We start from the raw sequence: 24,414 nt of genomic DNA, 5'->3' as shown, positions 1-24,414 counted from the left end.
GTCATTGTGCCAGCCGTCCGGCCAAATGAAAATAAGAGCGATTTGTGTTGCGTTTAGCGGAACCCGTCGTTTCACCGATGAGCAAAGAAAGTATGCGATCCTTAAATGCTAATAATTATCATTTGATAATAAGTCGCACACTCAATTTCAACCGGATCATCACAGGAACCGCATCATCATGTCTATCCCATTGCGCAAGACCCTGCTGGCAAGCGCCATCTCCGCCTTGTCCACCGCGCCGATCTCGGCGCTCGGAAACACGTCTCTCGGTGACATCGTGGTCACCGCCGCGGGGTTCGAACAGCAGGTCACGAATGCGCCGGCCTCCATCAGCGTGCTCAGTCGCGAACAGATCGAGCGCGGCCGCTACCAGGACGTCACCGACGCGCTGCGTGACGTGCCCGGTGTGATCATCACCGGCGGCGGCTCCGGCGACAATGGCAACGACATCTCGATTCGCGGCATGCCTGCGGAGTACACCCTGATTCTGGTCGACGGTCGCCCGCAGCGCAGCCGCCAGACGCGGCCCAACGGCAGCGCCGGCTTCGAGCAGGACTGGCTGCCGCCGCTGCAGTCGATCGAGCGTATCGAGGTCATTCGCGGGCCGATGTCGACGCTTTACGGCTCCGATGCCATCGGCGGGGTGATCAACGTGATCACCCGCACCGTTTCTGAGGCCTGGCACGGCAACGTCCAGCTCGACACCACCCTGCAGCAGGACAGCGACGCCGGCGATAGCCGCCAGGCCAACTTCTACGCCGGCGGCCCGCTGGTGGAAGGCATCGTCGGCCTCGAGGTGTACGGCCGCGCCTCCCAGCGCGACGAGGACGACATCGTCAACGGTTACGAAGAGAAAAACCTGCAGAGCTTGACCGCAAGGCTCAGCCTCGACGCCGGTGATAACCACGATTTCAGCCTCGAAGCCGGTATTACCGAGCAGGATCGCCGCTCCCGGGTCGGGCGCTCGGCCCAGGCCGAGGGCTGCCGTGGCGAGTGCACCGACAGCTTCGGCGAGTACACCAACGAGCACGTCGCGCTGACCCACAGTGGCAGCTTCGGCTGGGGCACCACGGAAACCTTCATCCAGCGCGAGAGCAGCGAGAACCGCTCCCGCGAGATCGAAATCACCAACACCACGGCCAAGACCAGCGCGGTGCTGCCGCTGGGCATGCACATGCTGACCGTCGGGGCGAGCTACGAGAAAGAGGCGCTGGACGACGCTACCACCAACCAGATTTCGGATATCGATCACATCGACCAGGACCGCTGGGCGCTGTTCGTCGAGGACGAGTGGATGCTGACGCCGACCTTCGCCGTGACCGGCGGCGTGCGGCTGGACAAGGACGAGGAGTTCGGCAGCCACGTGAGCCCCAGGCTCTACAGCGTGTGGAACATGACCCCGGAGTGGACGCTGAAAGGCGGCGTCTCGACCGGCTTTCGTGCGCCGGCGCTGCGAGAGATCACGCCCGGCTGGGGGCAGGTCAGCCGCGGTGGCAATATCTACGGCAACCCGAACCTTCAGCCGGAAACCTCGCTCAATAAGGAAATCGGTCTTCTTTACGGCAATGACACCGGCCTCAACGGCAGCCTGACCGTGTTCCACAACGATTTCGACGACAAGATCTCACGGATCGCCTGCCCGATCGCCACCTGCCCCGACGGCCCCAACGACTTCGGCAGCGACCCGACCTACCGCGTCAACATCGACGAAGCCGTCACTCAAGGGGTGGAGGCGAGCCTTGCGGCTCCCCTGAGCGATGCGCTGGCGCTGTCGGCCAGCTACACCTACACCGACTCCGAGCAGAAAAGCGGCGAGTACAAGGGCAACCCCCTGACCCAACTGCCCAAGCACCAGGTGTCGGCGACGCTTGACTGGCAGATCGACAGTCAGCTCAGCCAGTGGACCCGGGTAACCTACCGCGGCGAGGAGAGCCAGCCCACCGGCGGGCGCTCCAGCGGCTCGCTGATCGCCCCGTCCTATACTTTCGTCGATACGGGGCTGGGCTACGCGCTCAACGACACCACCACGGTCAGCGCGGGCATCTACAACCTGTTCGACGAGGACGTCACCTACGACGAGTACGGCTACGTCGAGGATGGCCGTCGTCTCTGGCTCGGCCTGAACGTCGACTTCTGATTCGCCCCGCAGGCAGGACGGCCCCTCGCGGGGCCGTTTTTTTGGGGTCTTTTTTTGGCTGTCGCACACGCGCACAAAAAAGCCCCGGGCGAAGCCGGGGCTGAATCAGCAAGCGCCAGGGGCGCGCATTGGATCGGGTCAAGAACGACCGCGTCTAGAACTCGTAGGTGGCCGAGAGCCAGTAGCTGCGTCCGTCGAGGGCGACGCCGTCGGTGGCGCGGCCGGTCTGGGTGTAGCGGTAGGCAACGTAGGTATCGCCGTCGAAGCCATAGGTGTCGTAGGCGGAGAAGTCCTTGTCGAACAGGTTGTAGACGGAGCCGGTCAGGCGCACGTTGTCCGAGAAGCGATAGGAGGAGCGCAGGTTGAACAGCTCATAGCCGTCGAGCTTGTTGCCCACCTGCTCGACCAGCGCGGCGTCACTTCCGGTGACATCACCGGTAAAGCGTTCGCGAGAGGAGTAGTACTCGCCCTCGAGCGTGGTGCTCCAGCGCTCGTTGATCGCCCAGGAGAGATTCGCCGTGAGCTTGTGCCTGGGCGCGTTGGTCAGCCGCTGGCCTGCGTTGTCGCCGGAGGTCACTTCGGTGTCGGTGAAGGTATAGCCGCCACCGATGGTCCAGTCCGGGGCGAACTGGTAGCTCGAAGTCAGCTCGACGCCGCGGGTCTCGGCGCGGTCGACGTTGATCTGCTGGTTGAAGCTCTCCTGAGTGGTGAAGCTGCCCACGCTCAGGCAGTTCGCGGCGTCCGCGAAGGGCTGGTTGCCGCTGCTGTCGGTGAACTGGCAGTTGGGCAGGTCGTCGCCATTGGCGATGCGGTCGCGGAACTGGGTGAAGAACACCGTGGCCCCGGCGGAGAAGCCGTCGAGGTTGTCGTAGATCGCGCCCACCTCGTAGTTGGTGCTCTTCTCGGGCTTGAGGTTCGGCGAGCCCAGGCTCGCGGAAAGCCCCTGGTTGCCGAAGCCGTTTATGCCGTCGTGGAGCTGGTTCAACGTCGGCGTCTTGTAGCCCTGACTGATGCCGCCTTTCAATGTCCACTCGTCGGTGGTGTTCCAGACCAGATAGCCGCGCGGGCTGAAGTGGCCGCCGAAGGCATCGTGGTTCTCGTAACGCCCGCCCAGGGTCAGCGCCAGTTCGTCATTCAAGAACCACTCGTCCTCGACGAACAGCGCCCAGCTCGACTGGTTGAACTCTTCGTTACCGGCGGTGCCGTCCCTGAGCCGGGCGTCGATGTACTGGCCGCCCACGGTCAGCATGTGCGTATCGAGCGGGGCGACGAACTTGGTGTCGAACACCACGTCGCGGTTTTCCAGCAGGCGCGGCTCGCCCCCCTGGGCGACGTAGCCGTATTCCGGCGCGTTGCCGGCGGGCAGGGTGCGGCCGAGCGACTCGGTGAAGTTGCGTGTGAGGCTCGAGTCCCAGGTGCCGGCGGAAAGCCGCGCCGAGTGGCCGAGGGCGATCTGGTCGCGGTTGAAACGCAGCTCGTCCTCGTAGCCGAAGAACTGGGTCGGCGCGGGGGTGGCGCAGTCGTTGCGGCGCAGGCCGTCAAGGCTGCCCAGGCGGCAGTCGCTGTTGTCGTAGACCTGGCGCGAGCGCTCGGCATCGAGCCAGAACTCGTGGGTATCGTCCGGGGTGAGGCTCAAGCGCCCGCCGATCGAGTAGATGCGTGCCTCGGACGGGCGCGGGTCGCGGCCAACGCTCTCCTCGACTAGACGCTCGGAACTGTCGCGGTCGAACACCCGCCCGCGCAGTTGCAGGCCCAGAGTATCTTCCACCAGCGGACCGGCGGTGTAGAGATTCAGCGCCGAGCTGTTACCGGCGTCGCGATCCTCCTGGAAAGTGTTCTCGACCGTGATCGACCCCGCCCATTCGTCGCTCACCCGGCGGGTGATGATGTTGATCACCCCGCCCATAGCGTCCGAGCCGTAAAGGGTCGACATCGGTCCGCGAATCACCTCGATACGCTCGATGGCCGAAAGCGGTGGCATGAAACTGGTGGCTGTCTCGCCGAAGCCATTGGGGGTGACGTCACCAGAGGCGTTCTGGCGGCGGCCGTCGATCAGGATCAAGGTATAGGCACTGGGCATGCCACGAATCGAGATGTTGTAGCCGCCGGTCTTGCCGGTGCCGGCGCGGATATCGACGCCGGGGACGTCAGCGATCGCCTCGGCGATGTTGGAGAACTGCTTTTGCTCGAGCTCTTCGCGGGTCACCACCGAGATGCTCGCCGGGGCGCTGTTCAACGTCTGCTCGTAGCCCGCAGCGGTGACCACCATGTTGTCGAGCTGGGTGCTTTGCTGGGCCTGGGCGGTGCCGGCGACAGCCGCGAGCGCGACGGCGCTGGCAATGGTACTGCGAGTGAAACGAGGCATTGCGTATCCCTTGCTGGTAATGAAATCGATCGTTGGTTAGATTGTTAATGATATTTATTATCAAATGGGATTTTGATTCTAAAAGCAATGGTTCGCATGGGGGAGTGGATAACGGCGGAACATACCGTTGCAGAAAACGAAACGCTGCCATTCAGGCCGTTGGTACCGGGCGCTGGCGGTATGACAGGTGCCTTGGGAAGGGGGTGAAGAACGGGGCAGGAAGGCTAAACATGATGCAACTGTTTTTGAGAATCGTTAGCATTGGCGTATCAAAAAAGGGAGAGTGGCAATGTCAGGCAACGCTCGCAGTACGGTATTCGCCAAGATGGGGCAGTGGAGTGCGGCAGGCGCGCTGATGGGGGCCTTGATGATGGGCCAGGCCCAGGCGCGCACTTTGGACACCGCCTTTGGGAACGTGGAAGTGGAGGGCACCCCCGAGAGGGTGGTGACGCTCTATGAAGGAGCACTGGACGCCTCGATGGCCGCCGGCATCGTGCCGCTGGGAGCGGTCAGCACCCGGGGCGGTACCGACGTTGCCGACTACATCACCGCCTACTTCGACGACGAGCGCCCGGCCATGGTGGGTGTGGTGCGTGAAATCAATATCGAAGCGGTGCTCGCCCAGCAGCCGGACCTGATTCTCACCGGCCCCCAGCTTCCCGAGGAGCAGTACCAGCTGCTTTCCCGCATTGCCCCCACCGTGGTGCCGCCGGGTCAGGACCTGGCGGCGGACAACTGGGAGGCCGAGGCGCGCCTGTTCGGCGAAGCCCTCGACTGCGAGGAGGCGATCGAGGAGGCGATCGACGCCGTCGAGACGCGCATCGCCACGCTCGCCGAGCAAATCGAGCAGGCCCATCCCGGCCAGAGCGCCTTCGTGGTGCGCTGGATGCCCGGCGGCCCGATGGTGATGTCCAAGGAGCTGATCGCCACCGGGCTGCTCGAGCGCGTGGGTCTCGAGGTCAGCGATGCCGGCCTGATCAAGGAAGGCAGCGCCCATAGCGACGCGCTGAGCCTCGAGAACCTGTCGATGATCGACGGCGACTGGCTGTTTCTGGCCACCCTCAACGAGGATGGCGAAGCCGCCCTCGACGCCGCTCGCCAGAGCGCGGCCTTCACCCGCCTGAACGTGGTGCAGAACGACCACGTGGTGCCAGTCAATGGCCAGCTCTGGAGCAGCGCCAGCGGCCCGCTCGCCGCCCAGGCCATTCTCGACGACATCGAAAACGCGCTACTGCCGTGACCGGCATGGCGGGATCGTTGCGCGGGGCGCTGGAACGCCAGTCGCCCCGACGCTTGATGCTTTACCTCCTCACCGCCCTCGTGGCGGTGAGCGTCGTCAGCCTGCTGATCGGGGCGGGCAGCGTCGGCCCCGGGCGGGTGATGGCGCTCTTCCAGGGCGCCGTGGACAGCGAAGCGCACTTCGTGGTGTGGGAGCTGCGCATGCCGCGCACCCTGATCGGCCTGGTGGTCGGCATGGCGCTGGGCGTGGCCGGGGCGCTGTTGCAAGCGGTATCGCGCAACCCCTTGGCGGAGCCCGGGCTTCTGGGGGTAAGCGCCGGCGCCGCCTTTGCCGTGGCCCTGGCGCTGGTGCTCGGTGCAAGCGCCGCGACCCTGCGCATCTCGGTGGCCCAGCTGGGCGCTCTGGTCGGCTGCATCTGCGTACTGGGCGTGGCACGCTTTCGCGGCGTGGGCCACGACCCGGTGCGCCTGGTGCTGGCCGGCGCGGCGTTCTCCGGGCTTCTGGGCTCGCTCACCGCGCTCATTCTGCTGTATGACCAGCGCGCCGCGGACGAGATCCGCTTCTGGGTAGTGGGAAGCCTTGCCGGGCGGCGCCTGGAGGATCTGGTCAGCGTGCTGCCGAGCCTGCTCGTCGCCCTCGTGGCGGTGGCGCTTACCGCCCGACCTCTGGCCGCGCTGGCGCTGGGCGAGCGCGCCGCCTCCGGGCTTGGCCACCGCCCGGGGCTGATCCGCTGGATCGTGATCGGCTGCGTGGCGCTGCTGGTGGGGGCGGCCACGGCGATGGCCGGGCCTATCGCCTTCGTCGGCCTGGTGGTGCCCTTCGTCGCCCGGGCGCTCACCGGGCCGGACATTCGCCGCACGCTGTGGTTCTGCCTGCCGATCGGCCCTTTGATCGTGCTCGGCGCCGACATCGTCTCGCGGGTGGTGGTCGCGCCTTCGGAACTGCCGCTTGGCGTGCTCACGGCGCTGTGCGGGGCGCCGGTATTGATCGCGGTGGTTCGCGCCCGGCGCCTGCCCATGCTCTAACTCACTCAATGACCGACTATGGCAACCAAGACAACCTCCGCCCCCGGCTACCTCGAGAGCTTCTCCCCCCGGCAGCAGCGCCGCATGGCTGAGCGCAAGGCCATGCCTGGGCTTACCCCGCCGGGCTACTGGCACCTGGCCTGGCACTCGCGCGGCAACCCCCGCAGTGTGCTCGTCGAGCGCCGCGCCGTGGCGGTCAACGCGGCCCTGGCCCTGGCCATTGCCGTGGTCGGCGTGCTCTACCTGAGCCTGGGCAGCGTGCCGGTGTCGCCCGGCGAGGTGATCGCCGCACTCACTGGGCGCGGCGACATGATGACCACCTTCATGGTCCAGGAACTTCGCCTGCCGCGCCTGGCGGCGGCCTGCTTCACCGGCGCGGCCTTTGCCCTGGCGGGTGTATTGATGCAGACCCTGGCGCGCAACCGACTGGCGACGCCCGGCATCATCGGCATCGACAACGGCGCCACGGCCTTTGCGGTGGCCTCCATTCTGGGCATGGGGTTTTCCATCGCGCCCCCGGCCATGGCGCTGGCCGGTGCCACCACCGCCGCCGCGATCACCTTCGGGCTTTCCGCCGGCAGCGGCACCCAAGGGTATCGGTTCATCGTCGCCGGCATCGGGGTAGGGGCGGTGTTCGGCGCGCTCACCCAGTTCATTCTCGCCCGCGTTCCCATCGATACCGCCAACGCCGCCTACCCCTGGACCGTGGGCACGCTCAACGCCCGCTCCGGTAGTGCGGTATGGCTTCTGGGCATGGGGCTGGCAGTGGGGCTCGTTCTGGCCCTGGTGCTGGCGCGCTCGCTCTCGCTTCTGCGCTTCAAGGATGCGGTGGCCTGCGGGCTCGGGGTAAAGGTGCGCGCCTGCCGGCTGCAGGTGCTCGCGCTTTCCGTGGTGCTCACAGGTCTTGCGGTAGCAGTGGCAGGGCCGGTGGGCATGGTGGCGCTGATCGGCCCGGAAATCGCCCGCTCGCTCTCCAGCGCCCGCCACGTGCCGGTACTGGCCGCGACCCTGGCGGGCGCTTTGGTAATGCTGCTGGCAGACCTGGCCGGGCGCACGCTGCTCGCACCGATCGAGATTCCGGTGGGCATCGTTACCGCCGTGGTAGGCGGCCCCTGGCTTTTATGGATACTGATGCGCCCGCAACGGAGCCGCCCATGACCGACACGACCGCCGCGCCCACGCTTTCGACCCGCACCCTCGCCATGAGCTACGGCCCGCGCCGGGTGATCGACGCGCTGGATCTCGACCTGCCCCAAGGCCAGGTGACCGCCATCGTCGGCCCCAATGGCTGCGGCAAGTCCACGCTGCTCTCGGGCCTGGCCCGGCTGCACAAGCCCGACAGCGGCGCGGTGCTGCTCGACGGTGCCGATGTGCAAGGCCTGCCTGCCAAGGAGCTGGCCAGGCAGCTCGCGCTGCTGCCCCAGGAGGCCACGGCGCCGGAAGGGCTGACCGTGACCGAGCTGATTCGCTTCGGCCGCCAGCCCCACCAGGGGTGGCTGCGCCAGTGGTCAGCGGAGGATCAAGCGGTGGTGCAGTACGCCCTTGAAGCTGCAGGGCTCGAGGAACTGGCCGAGCGTCCGCTGGATGCGCTCTCTGGCGGCCAACGTCAGCGCGCCTGGATCGCCATGACCATCGCCCAGCAAACGCCGCTATTGCTGCTCGACGAACCGACCTCGGCGCTGGACCTGGGCCATCAGATCGAAGTGTTTGAACTGGTGCGCAAACTCGCAGCGGAAGGCCGCACGGTGGTGATGGTGCTGCACGACCTGGCCAGCGCCTGCCGCTACGCGGATCACCTCATCGCGATGAACGGAGGGCGCATCGTCGCCGAGGGCAAACCCGCCACGGTGGTCACGCCAGCGCTGGTCAAGACGCTCTACCAGGTGGAATGCACGCTGCTCACCGACCCGGCCACGGGCAGCCCCTTGATCGCCAACGTGCGCCGCGCCGCCACCGCCTGAGGCGCGGCTACTGGTTCACCAGCCGCGCATCGAGCGTGACCGGCACCTCGTTTCCGATCTGCTGGTAGCCCAGCAGCGACATCACCGTGCGCACGGTAGGGTTGGCCATCAATGCCTGGCCATCCATCACCATGGGCTCGGCGTGGGTGACCCGCACCTCGTTGAGCCCTTCGCGGGTGAAGCGTAGCGGCACCGTCTCTTCCCGATTCAGCCCCTCTGCCTGCACGCGAAAGGTGAGCGGCTCGACGAAGGAGTCGCCGATATCCAGCCCATCGAGCTTCGACGGCGACATCTGCGCCACCAGCGTGACCAGAGTGGTGTTGGTCAAGAGCGTCGCCCAAGGCGGCAGCTCCCCCAGGCGGCTCAACAGATCCGTCTGGGAGAGCTTCAAGGGCAGGCGCAGCGTGCCCTCCGGCGAGATGCTGCCCTGCAGATTGTTCACCTGATGATGATGGGTCTGGGGGCTGGCGCCGCCCAGCTGGGTGAGGGTGGCCTGGACGTTCGAACGGCCAGGGTCGAGCTGCCAATCTGCATGAACCGGCAGGGCAAACAGCAGCGCCAGGGGGGCAAGCAATCGTTTCACAAAGCGTCTCCGCCAAAGGGTTCACCTGCAGACCGTGGCAACGGGAAAAAGTGCCGCCGGCGCGCAACATGGCGCCGCCAGGGGTAGCCTCGCCGACGCACTTTCGCTATCATACGCACGCTTTTCGGGCCTATAGCTCAGTTGGTTAGAGCAGGGGACTCATAATCCCTTGGTCGTAGGTTCAAGTCCTACTGGGCCCACCATTTCTGCTCTATGTTATATGCTTCTTCAAAGCAGGGGATTATGAGTCCCTTGGTATTTGCCTCCCCACTCCGCTTTACCTGTTCATTGCTTACTTGCCCATCTATTGCATTAGCCTGCATCGCGTTATCCTTTTGAAATTACTGATGCGCCTACCATCTAATAAAATCCTTCGCGCATTCTCTTCCAGAATTCATGGGGGCTTTCCGGTCAATGCTGGTCTACACATCCACCAAGCAGCAGTTCATCGATGCCGTGCGCGAAAACGCCATCAGTGACATTATCGAAACGGAAGTCTTTCGCAGGCTCAACCGTAATTCGCCGCGTAGCGAGGTGCAGTCCTGGGAGCACTCGCTGCGCTTCATGATGTCGGCGCTGCTGGATGACGATATACCGGCCTCGGCGGGTGTTGCCATCGAGTACAACATCCCGCTTACCAATCGGCGAGTGGACTTCATCCTGACCGGCAAGAATCACCAGCGCAGCGATGCGGCGGTCATCGTGGAGCTCAAGCAGTGGGAATCCGTCGAGGTGACCAATAAAGATGCCATCGTGCGTACTCGTTTGGGGGGCGGCGTTCGTGAAACCAACCACCCGTCCTACCAAGCGTGGTCCTACGCGGCGTTGATAGAGGACTACAACGAAACGGTACGCTCTGAATCCATCGGGCTGGTGCCCTGTGCCTACCTTCACAACATGAAGCAATCGGGCGCCATCAACGATCCTTTCTACGAGCATCACACCCATCGTGCGCCCGTCTTCATATCGAAAGATGCCAAGCGACTCGCTCGGTTTTTGAGTCAGCACATCAAGTATGGTGACAGCGACGACATCATGTATCGCATCGAGCATGGCGTCATAAAGCCGAGCAAGAACCTGGCCGACGCGCTGGCCTCGATGATGGCGGGCAACAGCGAATTCCTGATGATCGATGACCAGAAGCTGGTTTACGAAACGGCGATCGATCTGGCGCATCGCGCCGCGAATGGCAAGAAGCAGTGCCTGATCGTCAAGGGTGGGCCAGGCACCGGGAAGTCGGTCGTGGCGATTAATCTGTTAGTGGAGCTGACCAATCGAGAAATGATGACGCAGTACGTGTCACGTAACTCTGCTCCGCGCGAAGTTTTCAAGAAACGCCTGACCGGTACTCGCAAGAAAACGCATATCGATAATCTGTTCAAAGGTTCCGGCAGCTATGTCGATACGCAGACAGACACCTTTCACGCCCTGATCATCGACGAGGCACACCGCCTTAACGAGAAGTCAGGTATGTATCAGAATCTGGGCGAAAGCCAGATCAATGAGATCATCGCGGCGTCGAGACTCTCGGTGTTCTTCATTGACGAAGCGCAGCGGGTGACTCTCAAGGATGTAGGCACGGTCGAGGAGATCAAGCGTCGAGCGCACGAGTCCGGTGCCGAGATTCAGGAGTTGGAACTGTCTTCACAATTTCGCTGTAATGGCTCCGATGGCTATCTTGCCTGGCTCGACCATGCGCTTCAGGTTCGCACGACGGCCAATACGGATCTGGAAGGTATCGATTACGACTTTCAGGTATTCGATGACCCAAGCGCGTTGAAAGCGGCCATCCTCGACAAGAATCGCAAGGCCAACAAGGCCCGGATGGTCGCGGGCTACTGCTGGCCCTGGGCGAGCAAGAAAGACAAGCACGCCATGGATATCGTCTTTCCCGAGCATGGCTTTGCCGCTCAGTGGAATCTCGATGACGACGGCATGCTGTGGGCCATTGCCGATACCTCCGTCGAGCAGGTCGGCTGTATCCACACCTGCCAAGGGCTCGAGTTCGACTACGTCGGTGTCATCATCGGAGATGACTTCGTGATTCGTGACGGACGCGTGGTGACCGACGCACGCGAGCGCGCAGGGCAGGACCGTTCTGTGAATGGCTACAAGAAGATGCTCAAGGAATAGCCTGAGCATGCCCGTGCCCTGGCCGACCAGATCATCAAGAACACCTATCGCACGCTGATGACACGGGGCCAGAAGGGTTGTTACGTCTATGCCACGGACCCCGAGACCCGCGAGTACTTCGCGGCCTTTGCTCGTTCGCAGGCAGCGACCGAACGACTGGACGCGTCTGAGGAAGCTGAGACGCTGGATGGCTTGCATCTTCCCATTGTGACGCGTGACGAGGCAGTGCCGTTCGAGCGCCATGTGCCCGTGTACGATTTGAGCATCGCCGCCGGTGAGTTCAGCGAGATGCAGATCGCCGACGCCGAGCACTGGATGGAACTACCGGACTTCATGCGCGCAAGCCCTGACCTGTTCGTCAGCCGGGTGGTGGGGGAGTCGATGAACCGGCGTATCCCCAATGGCGCTTGGTGCCTGTTCCGTGCCAACCCTGGCGGGACGAGGCAGGGCAAGATCGTCGTGGTGCAGCATCGCGCCATCGAGGACCCGGACCACGGTGGCAGCTTCACGGTAAAGCTGTACCAGAGCGAGAAGATCGAGGAGTACGGCGAGTTTGTAAACCAGCGCATCGTGCTGAAGCCCCAGACCAACGCCTTCGGTTACAAGGACATCGTGCTCGAAGACGAGCTCGAGGATCTGAAGGTCATCGGCGAATTCCTCTCCGTGCTGTGAGCAAGCAGGCGGCCGGATAGCCGCCTATGCCGATGTAGGCTAGATAGCGAGCGGCAGAGCAGGCATGCTCACCGCTATCCGATACCACAGAACCAGGTGAACCCAAGATGTCAGACCCGTTCAAGCAGCTTCGCGACGCCATGGACCAGTTCGCCACCGAGCGAGACTGGGATCAGTTCCACTCGCCCAAGAACCTGGCCATGGCGCTGACGGTGGAAGCCGCCGAGCTGCAGGAGTGCTTCCAGTGGCTGACCGAGGCGCAGTCCAGGGAGCTGGATGAGCAGCAACTGGCCGCCGTGCGAGACGAAATTGCCGATGTTCAGCTCTACCTGATCCGGCTGGCAGGCAAGCTGGATGTGGATATCGAAGCGGCTTGCCGGTCGAAGATGGAGAAGAATGGGGAGAAATACTCCGCCGACCAAGTGAAGGGAAGCGCAAAAAAGTACACGCACTATCAGGATTGACGTGATGTGTGGCCACGCTGTCCCCTGCAGCGGCCTTCTCCGTCTGGCTTCTGACCTCAAGCTTCTTCCCGCTAAATGTGAACTCAGGCAGGGCCGGGGACTCAGCTTTAGGTTTAAATTATGCTCTAAAAGCGGCCATGAGTGGCGATTTTGCGCTTGAAGATAAACCATTGTGGTTTATTCTTTACGCTGAAGTCGGAATTTAAGGCCGCTTTTTGACGTGAAAATAAACCAGCTGCTGCATAAGATCCCGTATGGCGCTGTGGTGACGACAGCCTGGCTGGCGTCACACGGCGTTACCTCGGATCAGGCGCGTAAGCTGGCCAGCAGTGGCTGGCTGCAGCGCGTGGGGCACGGCGCCTACTGCCAAGCGGGGGAGCCTCTTACCTGGGAGAGCGCTGTCTTCGCCCTGCAGACGAGCGACGACACGGGCTTACCACTGCTTTGGCCGGGTGGCCAGACGGCCCTGGCACTGCATGGCTTTGCCCACTATCTGCCCATGGGGGAGCGCACAACGCACCTATATGGCAAGGAGGCCGTTCGGCTGCCCCGGTGGTTAAGTGATGCCGAGTGGGCAGGACGGATGGTGCTCCACTCTGAAAAGGGCCTGCCGGTACAGCTTCCCGACAGCTTCACGGACTACGCGCCGGATGGCAGGGCCTTCAGCTTGCAGGTATCGACCCCAGAGCGAGCGGTCCTGGAGTGGATCGCCGTGACGCCGAATGCGCTGCTGTTCGGCAGCGAGCTGGTGGATACCTTCGGCGGGCTCAATACGCTGCGTCCGCGTCGGTTGCAGGCATTGCTGGAGGGATGCCGTTCGGTGAGAACCAAGCGAGCCTTCTTGGTGCTGGCTCGCCATGCTGGGCATGCTTGGTACGGTCGTCTGGAACCACGTCGACTGGACCTCGGCAAGGGCAAGCGGCAGCTCTGCCAGGGTGGCAAGCTGGATAGGGAATATCACGTGACGGTGCCGGAGGCGTTCCTGCATGCCGATTGAAGCTCGCTACCACGAACAGGTCAGGCTGTTGGTCTCGCTGCTGCCTTTCCTCAATGACGAGCCGTGCTTCGCCCTCAAGGGCGGTACGGCCATCAACCTCTTCGTGCAGCCATTACCCCGCCTTTCGGTCGACATCGACCTGGCCTACTTGCCGCTGGAGCCCCGTGACGAGGCCCTGCGACGCTGTCGCGAGGCGCTGCAGCGACTGACAGGGACCTTCACTGCGCGGCTGCCAGGCGTGCGCGCCGAGCTTCAGGATAATCGCCGAGACGAGCTGAGGATCCTAGTGCGTCGAGGTCGCAGCCAGGTGAAGGTTGAGGTATCGCCGGTGCTGCGTGGCACTCTGCACCCGCCGCAGGAGCGCGATGTCGTGGAAGCCGTGGAAGAAGATTACGGCTTCGCTGCGGTGCGGGTGGTGTCACTGCCGGACCTGTATGGCGGCAAGATCTGCGCCGCGCTGGATCGCCAGCACCCCCGGGACCTTTTCGATGTGAAGCTGCTTCTGAACCAGGGCGGCCTCGATCGAAGCGTATTCGAAGGCTTCTTGGTCTATCTGCTAGGGCATCCCAGGCCCTTGAACGAAGTGATCAACCCGCGAATAAAATCGCTGGACGACGTCTACCGACAGGAGTTTGTCGGGATGGCCAGAATTGACCTTCCTTTGCAGGTGCTGGTGAGCGTCCGTGATGAGCTGCTGTCGCGGCTGGGGCAGCTGATGACGGATGGAGACGTTCGCTTCCTGCTGTCCTTCAAGCAGGGAACGCCTGACTGGACACTGTTTCCGTTGACGGGCGTCGATCGACTGCCTGCCGTTCGCTGGAAGCTCGCTAATATCCAAAAGATGAAGCCCGATAAGCACCGTCATTCTCTGGCGCTCCTGGAGCAGGCGCTGGGTAGCCTTCGGAGATGGCGCCTAATACCCCCAGCGATGTATCGGCCTAAGTAGACTTATCCTTACATCCCTGAGGCGCTAGGCTGTTACGCATAATTACGCCAGGCGCAGGGGGAGACATGGCGAACAGCAGGGAAGCTCTGTTTCAGCGGGACATCATCGAGGCCATAACAGCCTATGCCTGGGAAGTCGGCATAGCCGCCGGCTACGACCTTAAGGTAGGGGCCGTCAGCGAGGTGGGCTCAGGCAAGCCCCATGACCCCGAGAAGCAGCGCTTGGCCGAGATCATAGATCGGCTCAACGACCTCTGCGGCGCCGAGGTCAACGACGAAGACAAGCTGCACTTCGCCAACGGCATCGCTGACCGCATCGAACGCGATGAAGCGGTGATGACCCAGGTCCAGGCACACAGCGAAGACCAGGTGATGCACGGCCTCTTCCCGAAGAAAGTCACCGATGCGGTACTCGACGCGCTCAGCGACCACGAGAAACTTAGCATGCCGCTGCTGGAGGACGAAGAGACGGGTAGGCAGTTTGCGCTCTTGATTCTGAAGCTGTTGGCGGGAAGGTCGAACCGAGATGCTCAGCCAAGTCAGTCCTAGCAATGCTTAGGGACATGGGGGGAGGTTGGGAGCCGCCAAAATTTTTGGGGAAAGGGGGAGAGTAAATGCGCGTTCGAAGGCTTTGGGTTGAGAATTTCAGAGGTATCAAGTGCTTAGACTGGAAGATTCCAACTAATCAGAAATTGATTGCGCTCATCGGTCCGGGAGACGGCGGTAAGTCGACTATCCTCGATGCCATCCACTACTTGCTCGGTGATCGCTGGAGCATTCCGTTTGCTGACACGGACTTCTTCAAGGTTGACGTCCAGAACCCGATCATAATCAAGGCACTGCTGATCGACCTGCCAAGTGCCTTGAAGAAGGACTCTGCGTTCGGGCTCTGGCTCAGCGGCGTTGATCAAGGTGGCGAACCTCTTCAGGACCCCGAGGATGGCAGCGAGTCAGCGCTCTTGGTACAGCTCTCAGTAGATTCGAGCTTGGAGCCACGCTGGACCGTGATCCGGCCGGATGGGGCAGAAAAGCACCTCACTTCCGCTCAGCGCCGAGCATTCTCCACCTTCAAAGTAGATGATCGCACTGATGCCCAACTTCGTTGGAGTCGAAACTCTGCACTTGGTCGCCTTTCATCTGCTGATGGTAGCGAACGTGATGCGCTGGCCGCTGCATCACGTGCGGCGCGCGAAGCCCTTGCAGACCACGAGAGTTCATCGCTAGCCGATTTGGCTGAGAAGGTACAGGACCGTGCCAACCAAGTCGGTGGTGGCAGCTTTGGCAATCTTCGTCCAGGTTTGGATACTTCACGTTCTTCGATGGGCGCTGCACTCGCCTTGCATGAAGACGTCATTCCACTCACCAGATACGGACTCGGTAGTCGACGCCTAGCGAGTCTTGCAATCCAGCAGCTTGCAGCAGGCAGCCGGTCGGTCGCTGTGGTGGACGAACTGGAGTCAGGCCTAGAACCTCATCGTGCGGTGCGCCTTCTGAACTATCTGCTGTCGGACGATGGATACTCTCAGATAATGGTCACGACTCACTCGCCTGTTATCGTCGAGCAGGCGCAAATCGAGAACTTGGCAACTGTTCAGAATCAAGATGGTACCGTCATTGTCACATCGCTCGGTGGAGCTGGTGACCTGATGCAACGCTTACGTCGGTCGCGCCCTTCGTCCCTACTTGCTCGTCGAGTTGTGGTGGCCGAGGGCAAAACTGAGTACGGGCTACTACTCGAATGCCTTGATGCTTGGGATGCACAGCGGACAGAGTTAGGTATGTCTACCTCTGCTGGTGAGGGAGTCGCCATCCAGGATGGCAACGGTGGCACAGAAGTTGGTCCGCGAGCAGAGGCGCTGTCACGTCTTGGACTCAACGTCGCTACGTTTCTCGATAACGACGACGATAGTGTGAATGAGTGCATCGCATCTGCTGAAGCTTCGGGTGTAAAAGTAATTCGCTGGAATCCCGGCCTCAATACAGAAAGCCAAGCGTGTGCGGATCTCAAGGCCAATGGCCTGACCTCTTTCATCAAGCTTGGTGTTGAGCGGCGGAGTGGCGAAGATACAGTTCTCCAGGATCTAAATTCGATAGAGCCGACGAACCCCGTACCGTCATTGGATGTTGAAGACTGGACATTGTCAGGCATTGCGCTTGAGGACGCGCGCGACCGGATCGTGACGGCAGCAGTGAAACGTAAGTGGTTCAAGAACGTCGACGGAGGACGTGCACTTGGGGAATGGATCGTGCGGAACTACACCAAGAAACAGTTGGCTTCTACTGTTGCCCTCCTTGAGCAAGTAAAGGCATTCGTTTATTCGGAGAAGCTGGGGCCTGGCAAAGATACTTCTGGCGAGAGAGCCGATGGATAAGGCCTTATATACGGATGGAGAAAAGCTTCTCGATGCAGCACCTTGCTCAGTGGAGATGCCAGCTGGTACGGGAAAGACGCACCTCTTGGCCGCTGCGGCGGCCATTGCAGGTGAAAAAAATCAGCGAACCCTAATCCTGACCCATACTAACGCGGGTGTGGACGCTATTCGCAAGCGACTGCGCCGCTTCGGCGTGCCCACCACTAAGTTTCGGGTAGACACGATCACAGGTTGGGCATTCTCATTGGTGCGCTCTTACTCGATGATTGCCAACATCTCGGTGAGTGACGTACCTGATTGGACAAAGTCAGATGGCTACCTTTCCGGTGCTACATCTGTTGCACGCTCCGACGCGATTGCCGAGGTCCTCTCGCTAAGCTTTGACTATCTGTTCGTTGACGAGTACCAGGACTGCACACTGGTACTTCACGAGTTCATCATGGCGCTAGTGGCCGCGATCCCGAAGTCGGTGATTCTAGGGGATCGGCTTCAGGCCATCTTCACCTTTACCGGACCGATGGCTACGTGGGATGGGCACGTGGCACCCAACTTCCCCGAGCATGCTCTCGATATTGAGCCGCACCGCTGGTCTGGCTACAACATTAACCTAGGCCAATGGCTTCTAGATATTCGCTCTAGTCTCAACGACGGTAGCACATTTGATTTCACCTCCCATGCAGTGCCCGGCCTAAACTACGTCTCTGCTTCGGACCCAAGGGCATTGACATCGGTCGCACACTCTTTTCGAGACTTTGACGAATCAGTCGTATTGCTCGATAAATGGCCAAACGATATCGCTACTCATGCGAGTCGTCTCGGTGGGAGCTACTCGGTGATGGAGGACATTAGTGGAAATTTCATGCGTACCAAGCTTGACTGCCTACCGCCTGAGGGAGATCCGGAATTGGCTCGGTGGTTTGCTGACTTTGCGAAGGCTTGTGTTGTAGGTTTATCGGGAATTGATACCGCCGTTCTTAGGAAGCTTGAGCAGGGCCAGGGAGTTACTCACTACAAACGACCAGGCTTAGAGTCTATCCTCCGAGTACTCGATGAATTACGGCAAAATCCAACCTATACCGGGCTCACAATGGCAGCCAAAGAAATTGGAGCTGCCAAGGGACTTCGCATATACCGTTGGGAAGCATGGAACGATACGCGCGAGGCCATAGCGATGACCATTGAAAACGGCGAGCCTGCTGTCGATAACCTTGCGAAAGTACGAGACCGGCTCCGGCAGGTAGGACGTCGGGGTGGCACTCGCATCGCTTCCCGAACTCTTCTTGTCAAAGGCCTTGAATATGATCATGTGGTGATCGCGGATTTATCCAAGATGAGTGATCCCTGCAACCTGTATGTGGCGTTATCGAGAGCCCGTAAGAGCGTGACGGTGCTCGGAGCGAGTCCTCGCATCATGCTTAAGGCCGGAGGCTGACCCTGTCAGAACTCTCGATTTAGGCGCTAATTTAGCGGAATCTAAGGGGAAGCGACGTTTCGGGTATGTCCGGCTCACGCGCGGCCTGAGCCTTAACCGGCCCTCCAATTGCATCTTGGCAGCCGCTTTCGAGCCTTATTCGCTAAATCTTTCTGGTAGGCCTCCCCGATCTCGATCCATATACCCGGAGGTGATTATCCCTGAGTTGGTAAGCTGGTGGCCGTTCCGAGCATTCGCTCCGCTGTCTGGACAGAGAGCGGCAACTAGAGAGGTACTCTACGGCCGATTCGATAGCCATTGGATCCCAGCCAGCTCTTGAGTCAAACCCCTTCCAGAGGTACACCATCAGTACACATACCAGCTTCGTGTGTTATCCTCAATTTTCGCTAAGCTACTGATTCCAATGAACTGTACCTTTCGCTTGATTACGGTCGCTTTTCCTTATTTGTCAGTAAGTTATTGTTTTAAAAGCCAACTCATAATCCCTTGGTCGTAGGTTCAAGTCCTACTGGGCCCACCATTTCTTTTCACTTCGCTCTATCCTCCCAACAAGCAAGTCAGCGATCTATATCTACAATGACGTGGCTGATCTATGCCCTTCTACGAGCATGGAGAAATCCGCGACTCGTCCATGCTCATGCTTTCTTGGTGAGTGTTTATTTAGAACGAGTCCTCGATTCCTGATTCACAGCACCATCGCCGCCCCCCAAGCAAACAGCAGCATGCCCAGGTTCGCATGTAAGAACATCGGGATCACGCTGTCGCGGATGTGGTCGTGCTGGCCGTCGGCGTTGAGCCCGGCGGTGGCGCCCAGGGTGATGGTGGAGGCCGGCGAGCCCGCGTCTCCCAGGGCGGCGGAGGCGCCGAGCAGCGCTACCGTGGCCATGGGCGAGAAACCGAGTGCCAGCGCCAGCGGGATGTAGATCGGCGCGAGGATCGGGACGCTGGCAAACGAGTCGCCGAAGCCGATGGTGATGAACAGCCCGACGATCAGCATGAGGGCGGCGCCGAGCATCATGTTGCCGTCGAGCAGCGCGGCAGTGGCGGCGACCAGTGAGCCGATCTCGTCCGTGGCGCCGAGCACTCCGGAAAAGCCCGAGGCCAGCGTGATGATCACCGCGATCTGGGCCATCATGCGCATGCCCTCGGTGAAGACGTCGTCCTGCTCGCGCCAGCGAAACACGCCGCTCGCCCCCAGAATCACGAAGCCCACCAGGGCACCCAGCAGAAGCGAGTCGAAGGCGAGCTGGCAACCGAGTGCCGCACCAATCGCCGCGACGGTCGCCGCCAGCTGCACTAGGTTCGGCCGCTTGGGCGAGGCCTGCATCGCGATCTCGGTGGCCGGTACGCTTTCATACTCGCGCGGCTTGCGGTAGCTGTAGAACACGCACACCGCCGCCCCCGCGATCAGCCCCATCACCGGCCAAAACATGGCGCGGGGCACCATGTCGGCGGTGACAGCGAGGTTCAGGCTTTCGCCCACTTCGTTGACGTTGGCGAGCAGGATCTCGTTGAGGTAGATCGCCCCGAAGCCGGTGGGCAGCAGCAAATAGCTTGCGCTGATGAAGCAGCCGAGCAGGCACGCCACCGCGCGGCGGTCGATCTTCAAGCGATTCATCACCCCGAGAAGCGGCGGAATCAGGATGGGGATGAAGGCGATATGCACCGGCACGGCGTTCTGGGAAAGCAGTGACGCCACGATCAAGGTCAGAAACAGCCCCCACTTCACGCCCTTGTTGGTCGCGCCTTCGCGCCAGTCCAGCCGTGCGGCGATGCGCTGCGCCAGCAGGTCGAGAAGCCCGCTACGCGCGATTGCCACCGCGAAGGCGCCGACCATCACGTAGGTCATGCCCACCTGGGCGCCGGTCAAGAGGCTCTCGTTGAACGTGCCGATCGCTTCGGTCACCGAGAGCCCGCCGTGCAGCGCACCGAGAAGCGCGGCGCCGATCAGGGCGATCGCCACCGGCATCTTCAGAAGGCAGAGTGTGACCATCAGCGTGATGGTGAGCACGGCGGTGTTGATGTGGTAGTCGAGTGCCAGCGCAGCGCCGTACACCAGGGCGAAAAGCCCCAGTGTGGGCAGCACGCGCCGGGTCAGGAACCTATCCGGCTCGGAGGAGGGGCGTGATAGTGATGAGTCCATGCGCGTTCCTTTTTAGCATCGCGGCAGTCGAGGGCGGCGCGATGATAGCAGATCGGCGGCCTTACGCATTGCGAAGGTGAAAAGCTACGTTCAGGGCTCATCGGGTATAGCTCAGGCTTTACCGGTCGAGCCACGCCCGGTCCGCAAGGTTTTCGGGCTAGCGCCTGCGCGCCTTGCGCCGGCGAATCAGCCAGAGGCCGAGCAGCGCCAGCACGACCACGCCGACCCCCAGGCCGATGCGTGCCAGCAGGATCAGCGGCGAGCGCGGGCCGCCCTCGCGGATCTCCTGCACCTCGTCAGCGCTGACCTGGAGGATCGGGTGGCCGTCGTCGTCGGTCTCGCCGAAACGGGCCAGCAGGTAGTTGGCAAGCACCGCGACATCGTCGTTGTTCAGCGCGTTGAAGGCGTTGGGCTGTTCGCCGAAGGGCGGCATGAAGACGTGCTCGTCGCCCACTTCACGATCAACGCCGTAGAGGATGGTGGCGATCAGGTTGGTGGCGTTGACGTCACCCAGCACGCCGTTCTGGTAAAGGCGCGGGTAGTAGCCGTCGTCGGTGCCGCTGCCGTCCGCCTGGTGGCAGCTCGAGCAGTTGGCGGAGTAAAGCTGCGCGCCGCGGCTGTCGCCGGAAAGCCCCGCCGCGTAGCCGTCGCCGCGAAAGCTCGCCAGCTCGTCGCCGGGCTCGCCGTGGTCGAAGCGGCTGCGCGCCTGGCTGCTGGATTCTGCCGTTGGCAGCGCCTCTAGGTAGGTGGCGATCGCCCCCAGGTCGTCCTCGGTCAGGTGCTGGAAGCTGTGCTCGATCGCCTCCGCCATGCTGCCGGCGGCCTGGGCCTGGTCAAGCTTGCCGGTGCGCAGGTAGGTGACCAGCTCGTCGTGGCGCCAGCTGCCGATCCCGGCGGCGACGTCCGGGGTAATGTCCGGCGCGTACCAAGGCCCGACCTGGGCGCCGGTCAGCGCTTGGTCGTCGCGCTCCTGCATGAAGAAGCCGCGTGGTGTGTGGCAGCTGCTGCAGTGGCCGGGGCCTTCGACCAGATAGCGCCCGCGGTTCCATTCGGCGGAGCGCTCCGGGTCGTCCTCGAGCGGCTCGGCGTCGTGGAACAGCAGGTTCCAGCCCTTCATCGCCACGCGCAGGTTCATGGGAAATGGCAGCGCGGTCTCGGCGGTCGGCGTATCCACCGGCGCCACGCCCTCCATGAAGTAGACGTAGAGCGCGTGGATGTCGGCATCGCTCAGGTGGCCGTAGGCGGTGTAGGGCATCGCCGGGTAGAGATTGGCGCCGTCGGCGCGAATGCCCTCGCGCAGTGCCCGGACGAAGTCCGCCTCGCTGTAGTCGCCGATGCCGTGGCTTTTCGAGGGCGTGATGTTGGTGGCAATAATGGCGCCCAGGGGCGATGCGATCTCGAGTCCGCCAGCCATTGGCTGCCCGCCAGGGGCGGTATGGCAGGCGGTGCAATCCGAGGCGGTGGCGAGGTAGGCGCCGCGCGCCAGAGTCTCGTTGTCGCTGTCGAGCGCAGCGGGGGCAGCGGCCAGCAGCGGCAGCGGGGCGGCCAGGCAAGCGGTGGCCAGCAGGCGGGTGAACGGGCGTCTGGTCATCGTCATGCTCCCCGGGCCTGATCGGTCAGGGCTTCGGCGGCCTTGAACGCCAGCGCCACCATGGTGATCGTGCTGTTGCCGCAGGCGGTGCTCGGCATCGCGCCGCCGCCGGGCAGGAAAAGGTTGGGGTGGTCGAAGGCGCGGCAGTCGCTGTCCACCACCGACGTCGCCGGGTCGTCGCCCATGATGGTGCTGCCCATCAGGTGCTTGCTCTGGGCGAAGGCGCTGGGCTCCTTGACCTCGACCGCGCCCATGGCCTCGGCGATGCGCCGGGCGATGGGCATCGAGTAGGTTTCGGCTGAGCGGCGGGTGTAGTCGCCCACGTCGTAGTAGACGTGGGGCTTGGGCAGGCCCAGCCAATCCTTCTTGGCGGAGAGGGTCAGCCGGTTGTTGGCGTCCGGCAGGATCTCGTGGGCGGCGACGATGCTGACGGTGCAGGCCACGCGACGGCGGATCTCCTCGTCCAGCGCGCGGCCCACCTTGCCGGTGGCGAGTGCGTTGAAGGTTTCGTAGCGGTTGCGCGCGAAGTTGTTCATGCGAAAGTAAGCGCCGGCGTGGTCGGCGCGAAAATCGCCCTGGGAGGTCTCCATGATGCCGCTGTTGACCACCGGCCCCTGGCCCAGCCAGTAGGGCTCGTCGAGGGTCAGGGTGAGGCCCAGCTGCGGGTGGTCCATCATGTTGCGACCCACCTGGTCGGAGCTGTTGGCGATGCCGCCTGGGTTGCGCGAATCCGCCGACATCAGCAGAAGCTTCGGCGTCTCGATGGCGTTGCAGGCGATCACGAAGTGCTTGCCGGTCACCCGATGCTCCTGGCGTTCCGGGTCGAGGTAATGCACCGCCTCGATGCGGTTGCCGTCGCCGGTCTCGATGCGGTGCGCCACGGCGTTGGAAAGGATCACCGCGCCCTTCGCCTCCAGCCGGTTCAAGGCGGTGGCCGCGTCGTACTTGGCGCCGATGGGGCAGACCGGCACGCAGTTGTTGTTGCCGCAGCAGGCCGGGCGGTCATCAAAGGGCATGCCGCTGTTGCGCGCCTGGGAAACCGGCAGGTTGGTGTAGCCCAGCGCCTCCTTCATCACGCGGGTGAACTTCTCCTCGCCCGGCGAGAAGGGCAGGGGCGGCATCGGGTAGGGGGCGCTGCGCGGGCGCGGCGGCCACTGCAATGCCGGATCGGAAGGCCCGCAGATGCCGAGCTTCTGCTCCGCCATGTTGTAGTAGGGGTCGAGGGTATCGTAGTCGAACACCCAGTCGCGACCCACGCCGTAGAGCGAGTTCAGCCGCATGTCCTCCGGCGTCAGGCGCCAGCTGGTGCCGGCCCAGTGCCAGGTCGAGCCGCCGGCGTAGCGGATGTAGGTCTGGGCGTAGGCATCCGGGCCCTCGAGCTGCAGGTAGTCGTCGCCGGGCATTGGGTGCGGCGCCCAGGGCTTGGGCGGGTAGCTCGACGAGGCGCTGCCCTTGAGGCCCAGCGGCAGATTGCGGTAGTTCTCGACGATTTCGGCGCGGCTCACGCGTGGGCCGGCCTCGAGCATCAGTACGGAGTGGCCGGCATCGAGCAGCTGCTCGGCGACGACGACGCCGACGACGCCGGTACCGACGATCACCACGTCGGCGGAAGTAGGTTGAGTCATGGCGAGTCTGGGTCTTTTAAAGTGGGGTCTTTTGAAATGAATTCTTTTGGGATGCGTTCTTGTGGATCAGAAGCGCGGAACGGGCAATAGCGGAGCAGGTGCCCGGGCCCAGCCGTTCGGGGCGGAAAAGGCGTAGGTCGGGATCGGCACGATATCCAGCGTGGTCTGGTAGGTCAGTGCGTGCTCGAAAGTGAACTGCTCGGCATCGGAGGCGCCGCTCGAGGCGCCGGAGTACCAGGCGGCAATGATCCAGTAGGCCAGCTCGCGATCTTCTTCGGGGATGGCATCGAAGAACTGCTCGACTTCCTGCGCGTCACGCTCGTCGGCGATGGCGATGATGCGCTCGACCCGGCCGGCAAGCCCCGCGTACTTCTGGGCGGCGAAGGCCGCGATGCGCAGGCCCGTGCCTTCGTCGAGCCGGTGGTTGATCAGCCGGCCGGAAAGCTCCATGAAGCGCTGGTGCAAGGGGGTGCCCTGAAACTCACGTGCCCAGGCAAGCGTGGGGCCTGCGAAGGTGAAGTAGCCAAGCAGGCTGACGCCGCCGAGCAAGAGCTTTCGACGAGAGACGCCGGGAGAAGGGGAGGAGTGTTGCACGCGAGTTACCTTGAATGATGTGGAGTCGGGCGATCGATCAATAGCCGTGGCCCCGGTCCGGTGACGGCCCGGCGACTGTTTGCGTGCTAATTGTATCGCCAGGGTGGCAGAATATTAAGCGACTTCTGATACATC

At 62.6% G+C, this 24,414-nt stretch carries 18 protein-coding genes, 1 tRNA gene and 1 pseudogene; 14 read left to right on the top strand and 6 right to left on the bottom strand.

Translation table 11 applies throughout. The features are described 5' to 3' along the window. Positions 1 to 178: 178 nt before the first annotated feature. Entirely contained in the window at positions 179 to 2,137 is a 1,959-nt protein-coding gene (locus tag GEV37_RS06805; RefSeq protein ID WP_227389475.1) for a ligand-gated channel protein, read from the top strand. A 154-nt stretch (positions 2,138 to 2,291) separates the two neighbouring features. Here the strand turns inward: GEV37_RS06805 and GEV37_RS06800 are convergent, their stop codons facing one another. Next, a complete protein-coding gene (locus GEV37_RS06800; protein WP_227389474.1) occupies positions 2,292 to 4,502 on the bottom strand; it encodes a TonB-dependent receptor domain-containing protein in 2,211 nt (736 codons plus the stop codon). A 325-nt stretch (positions 4,503 to 4,827) separates the two neighbouring features. Between GEV37_RS06800 and GEV37_RS06795 the strand changes: the two genes are divergently transcribed. From GEV37_RS06795 to GEV37_RS06780, 4 genes are all read left to right on the top strand, one after another. Further along, positions 4,828 to 5,742, top strand: coding sequence for an ABC transporter substrate-binding protein (locus GEV37_RS06795; RefSeq protein WP_227389767.1), 915 nt, complete (start codon positions 4,828 to 4,830; stop codon positions 5,740 to 5,742). Between the two features lie 56 nt (positions 5,743 to 5,798). Then, entirely contained in the window at positions 5,799 to 6,767 is a 969-nt protein-coding gene (locus GEV37_RS06790) for a FecCD family ABC transporter permease (RefSeq protein ID WP_227389766.1), read from the top strand. 84 nt (positions 6,768 to 6,851) lie between these two features. Next, the gene (locus GEV37_RS06785; RefSeq protein WP_386111984.1) at positions 6,852 to 7,925 is read left to right on the top strand and encodes a FecCD family ABC transporter permease; all 1,074 of its coding nucleotides are present in this window, start codon (positions 6,852 to 6,854) and stop codon (positions 7,923 to 7,925) included. Continuing rightward, positions 7,922 to 8,728, top strand: a complete 807-nt coding sequence (locus GEV37_RS06780; RefSeq protein ID WP_227389473.1) for an ABC transporter ATP-binding protein — start codon at positions 7,922 to 7,924, stop codon at positions 8,726 to 8,728. The genes GEV37_RS06785 and GEV37_RS06780 overlap by 4 nt, the downstream gene beginning before the upstream one ends. 7 nt (positions 8,729 to 8,735) lie before the next feature. Here GEV37_RS06780 and GEV37_RS06775 read toward each other — a convergent pair whose 3' ends face one another. Beyond that, positions 8,736 to 9,311, bottom strand: coding sequence for a hypothetical protein (locus GEV37_RS06775; protein WP_227389472.1), 576 nt, complete (start codon positions 9,309 to 9,311; stop codon positions 8,736 to 8,738). 126 nt (positions 9,312 to 9,437) lie between these two features. On the opposite strand from GEV37_RS06775, the gene GEV37_RS06770 reads away from it, so the two are divergent. From GEV37_RS06770 to GEV37_RS06730, 9 genes and pseudogenes are all read left to right on the top strand, one after another. Beyond that, positions 9,438 to 9,514, top strand: a tRNA-Ile gene (locus GEV37_RS06770). Positions 9,515 to 9,707: 193 nt separating this feature from the next. Continuing rightward, a pseudogene (locus GEV37_RS17035) lies at positions 9,708 to 11,531 on the top strand (DNA/RNA helicase domain-containing protein); the annotation flags it as partial. A gap of 120 nt (positions 11,532 to 11,651) precedes the next feature. Further along, positions 11,652 to 12,116 (top strand): S24 family peptidase, encoded by a 465-nt coding sequence (locus GEV37_RS06760; protein ID WP_227389764.1) that lies wholly within the window; start codon positions 11,652 to 11,654, stop codon positions 12,114 to 12,116. Between the two features lie 107 nt (positions 12,117 to 12,223). Further along, complete coding sequence (locus GEV37_RS06755) at positions 12,224 to 12,580, top strand: nucleotide pyrophosphohydrolase (protein ID WP_227389471.1); 357 nt, start codon at positions 12,224 to 12,226, stop codon at positions 12,578 to 12,580. 220 nt (positions 12,581 to 12,800) lie between these two features. Beyond that, the gene (locus GEV37_RS06750) at positions 12,801 to 13,577 is read left to right on the top strand and encodes a type IV toxin-antitoxin system AbiEi family antitoxin domain-containing protein (RefSeq protein ID WP_227389470.1); all 777 of its coding nucleotides are present in this window, start codon (positions 12,801 to 12,803) and stop codon (positions 13,575 to 13,577) included. Continuing rightward, positions 13,567 to 14,523 (top strand): nucleotidyl transferase AbiEii/AbiGii toxin family protein, encoded by a 957-nt coding sequence (locus tag GEV37_RS06745; protein ID WP_227389469.1) that lies wholly within the window; start codon positions 13,567 to 13,569, stop codon positions 14,521 to 14,523. The genes GEV37_RS06750 and GEV37_RS06745 overlap by 11 nt, the downstream gene beginning before the upstream one ends. 65 nt (positions 14,524 to 14,588) lie before the next feature. Further along, positions 14,589 to 15,071, top strand: coding sequence for a hypothetical protein (locus tag GEV37_RS06740; protein ID WP_227389468.1), 483 nt, complete (start codon positions 14,589 to 14,591; stop codon positions 15,069 to 15,071). A 65-nt stretch (positions 15,072 to 15,136) separates the two neighbouring features. Next, positions 15,137 to 16,894 (top strand): ATP-dependent nuclease, encoded by a 1,758-nt coding sequence (locus GEV37_RS06735; protein ID WP_227389467.1) that lies wholly within the window; start codon positions 15,137 to 15,139, stop codon positions 16,892 to 16,894. Further along, positions 16,887 to 18,326 (top strand): UvrD-helicase domain-containing protein, encoded by a 1,440-nt coding sequence (locus GEV37_RS06730; protein ID WP_227389466.1) that lies wholly within the window; start codon positions 16,887 to 16,889, stop codon positions 18,324 to 18,326. The genes GEV37_RS06735 and GEV37_RS06730 overlap by 8 nt, the downstream gene beginning before the upstream one ends. Before the next feature lie 685 nt (positions 18,327 to 19,011). Here GEV37_RS06730 and GEV37_RS06725 read toward each other — a convergent pair. The 4 genes from GEV37_RS06725 to GEV37_RS06710 form a co-directional block, all read right to left on the bottom strand. Continuing rightward, positions 19,012 to 20,469: a Na+/H+ antiporter family protein gene (locus tag GEV37_RS06725; RefSeq protein WP_264477705.1), complete on the bottom strand. Its 1,458-nt coding sequence runs from the start codon at positions 20,467 to 20,469 to the stop codon at positions 19,012 to 19,014. 157 nt (positions 20,470 to 20,626) lie between these two features. Next, the gene (locus GEV37_RS06720) at positions 20,627 to 22,060 is read right to left on the bottom strand and encodes a c-type cytochrome (RefSeq protein ID WP_227389465.1); all 1,434 of its coding nucleotides are present in this window, start codon (positions 22,058 to 22,060) and stop codon (positions 20,627 to 20,629) included. 2 nt (positions 22,061 to 22,062) lie between these two features. Then, the gene (locus GEV37_RS06715) at positions 22,063 to 23,685 is read right to left on the bottom strand and encodes a GMC family oxidoreductase (protein WP_227389464.1); all 1,623 of its coding nucleotides are present in this window, start codon (positions 23,683 to 23,685) and stop codon (positions 22,063 to 22,065) included. A 66-nt stretch (positions 23,686 to 23,751) separates the two neighbouring features. Continuing rightward, positions 23,752 to 24,279: a sorbitol dehydrogenase family protein gene (locus GEV37_RS06710; RefSeq protein WP_227389463.1), complete on the bottom strand. Its 528-nt coding sequence runs from the start codon at positions 24,277 to 24,279 to the stop codon at positions 23,752 to 23,754. Between the last annotated feature and the right edge of the window lie 135 nt (positions 24,280 to 24,414).

Source organism: Vreelandella malpeensis (assembly GCF_020622355.1).
GTDB classification, from domain to species: domain Bacteria; phylum Pseudomonadota; class Gammaproteobacteria; order Pseudomonadales; family Halomonadaceae; genus Vreelandella; species Vreelandella malpeensis.
This window is presented reverse-complemented; position numbering and strand designations above follow the sequence as displayed.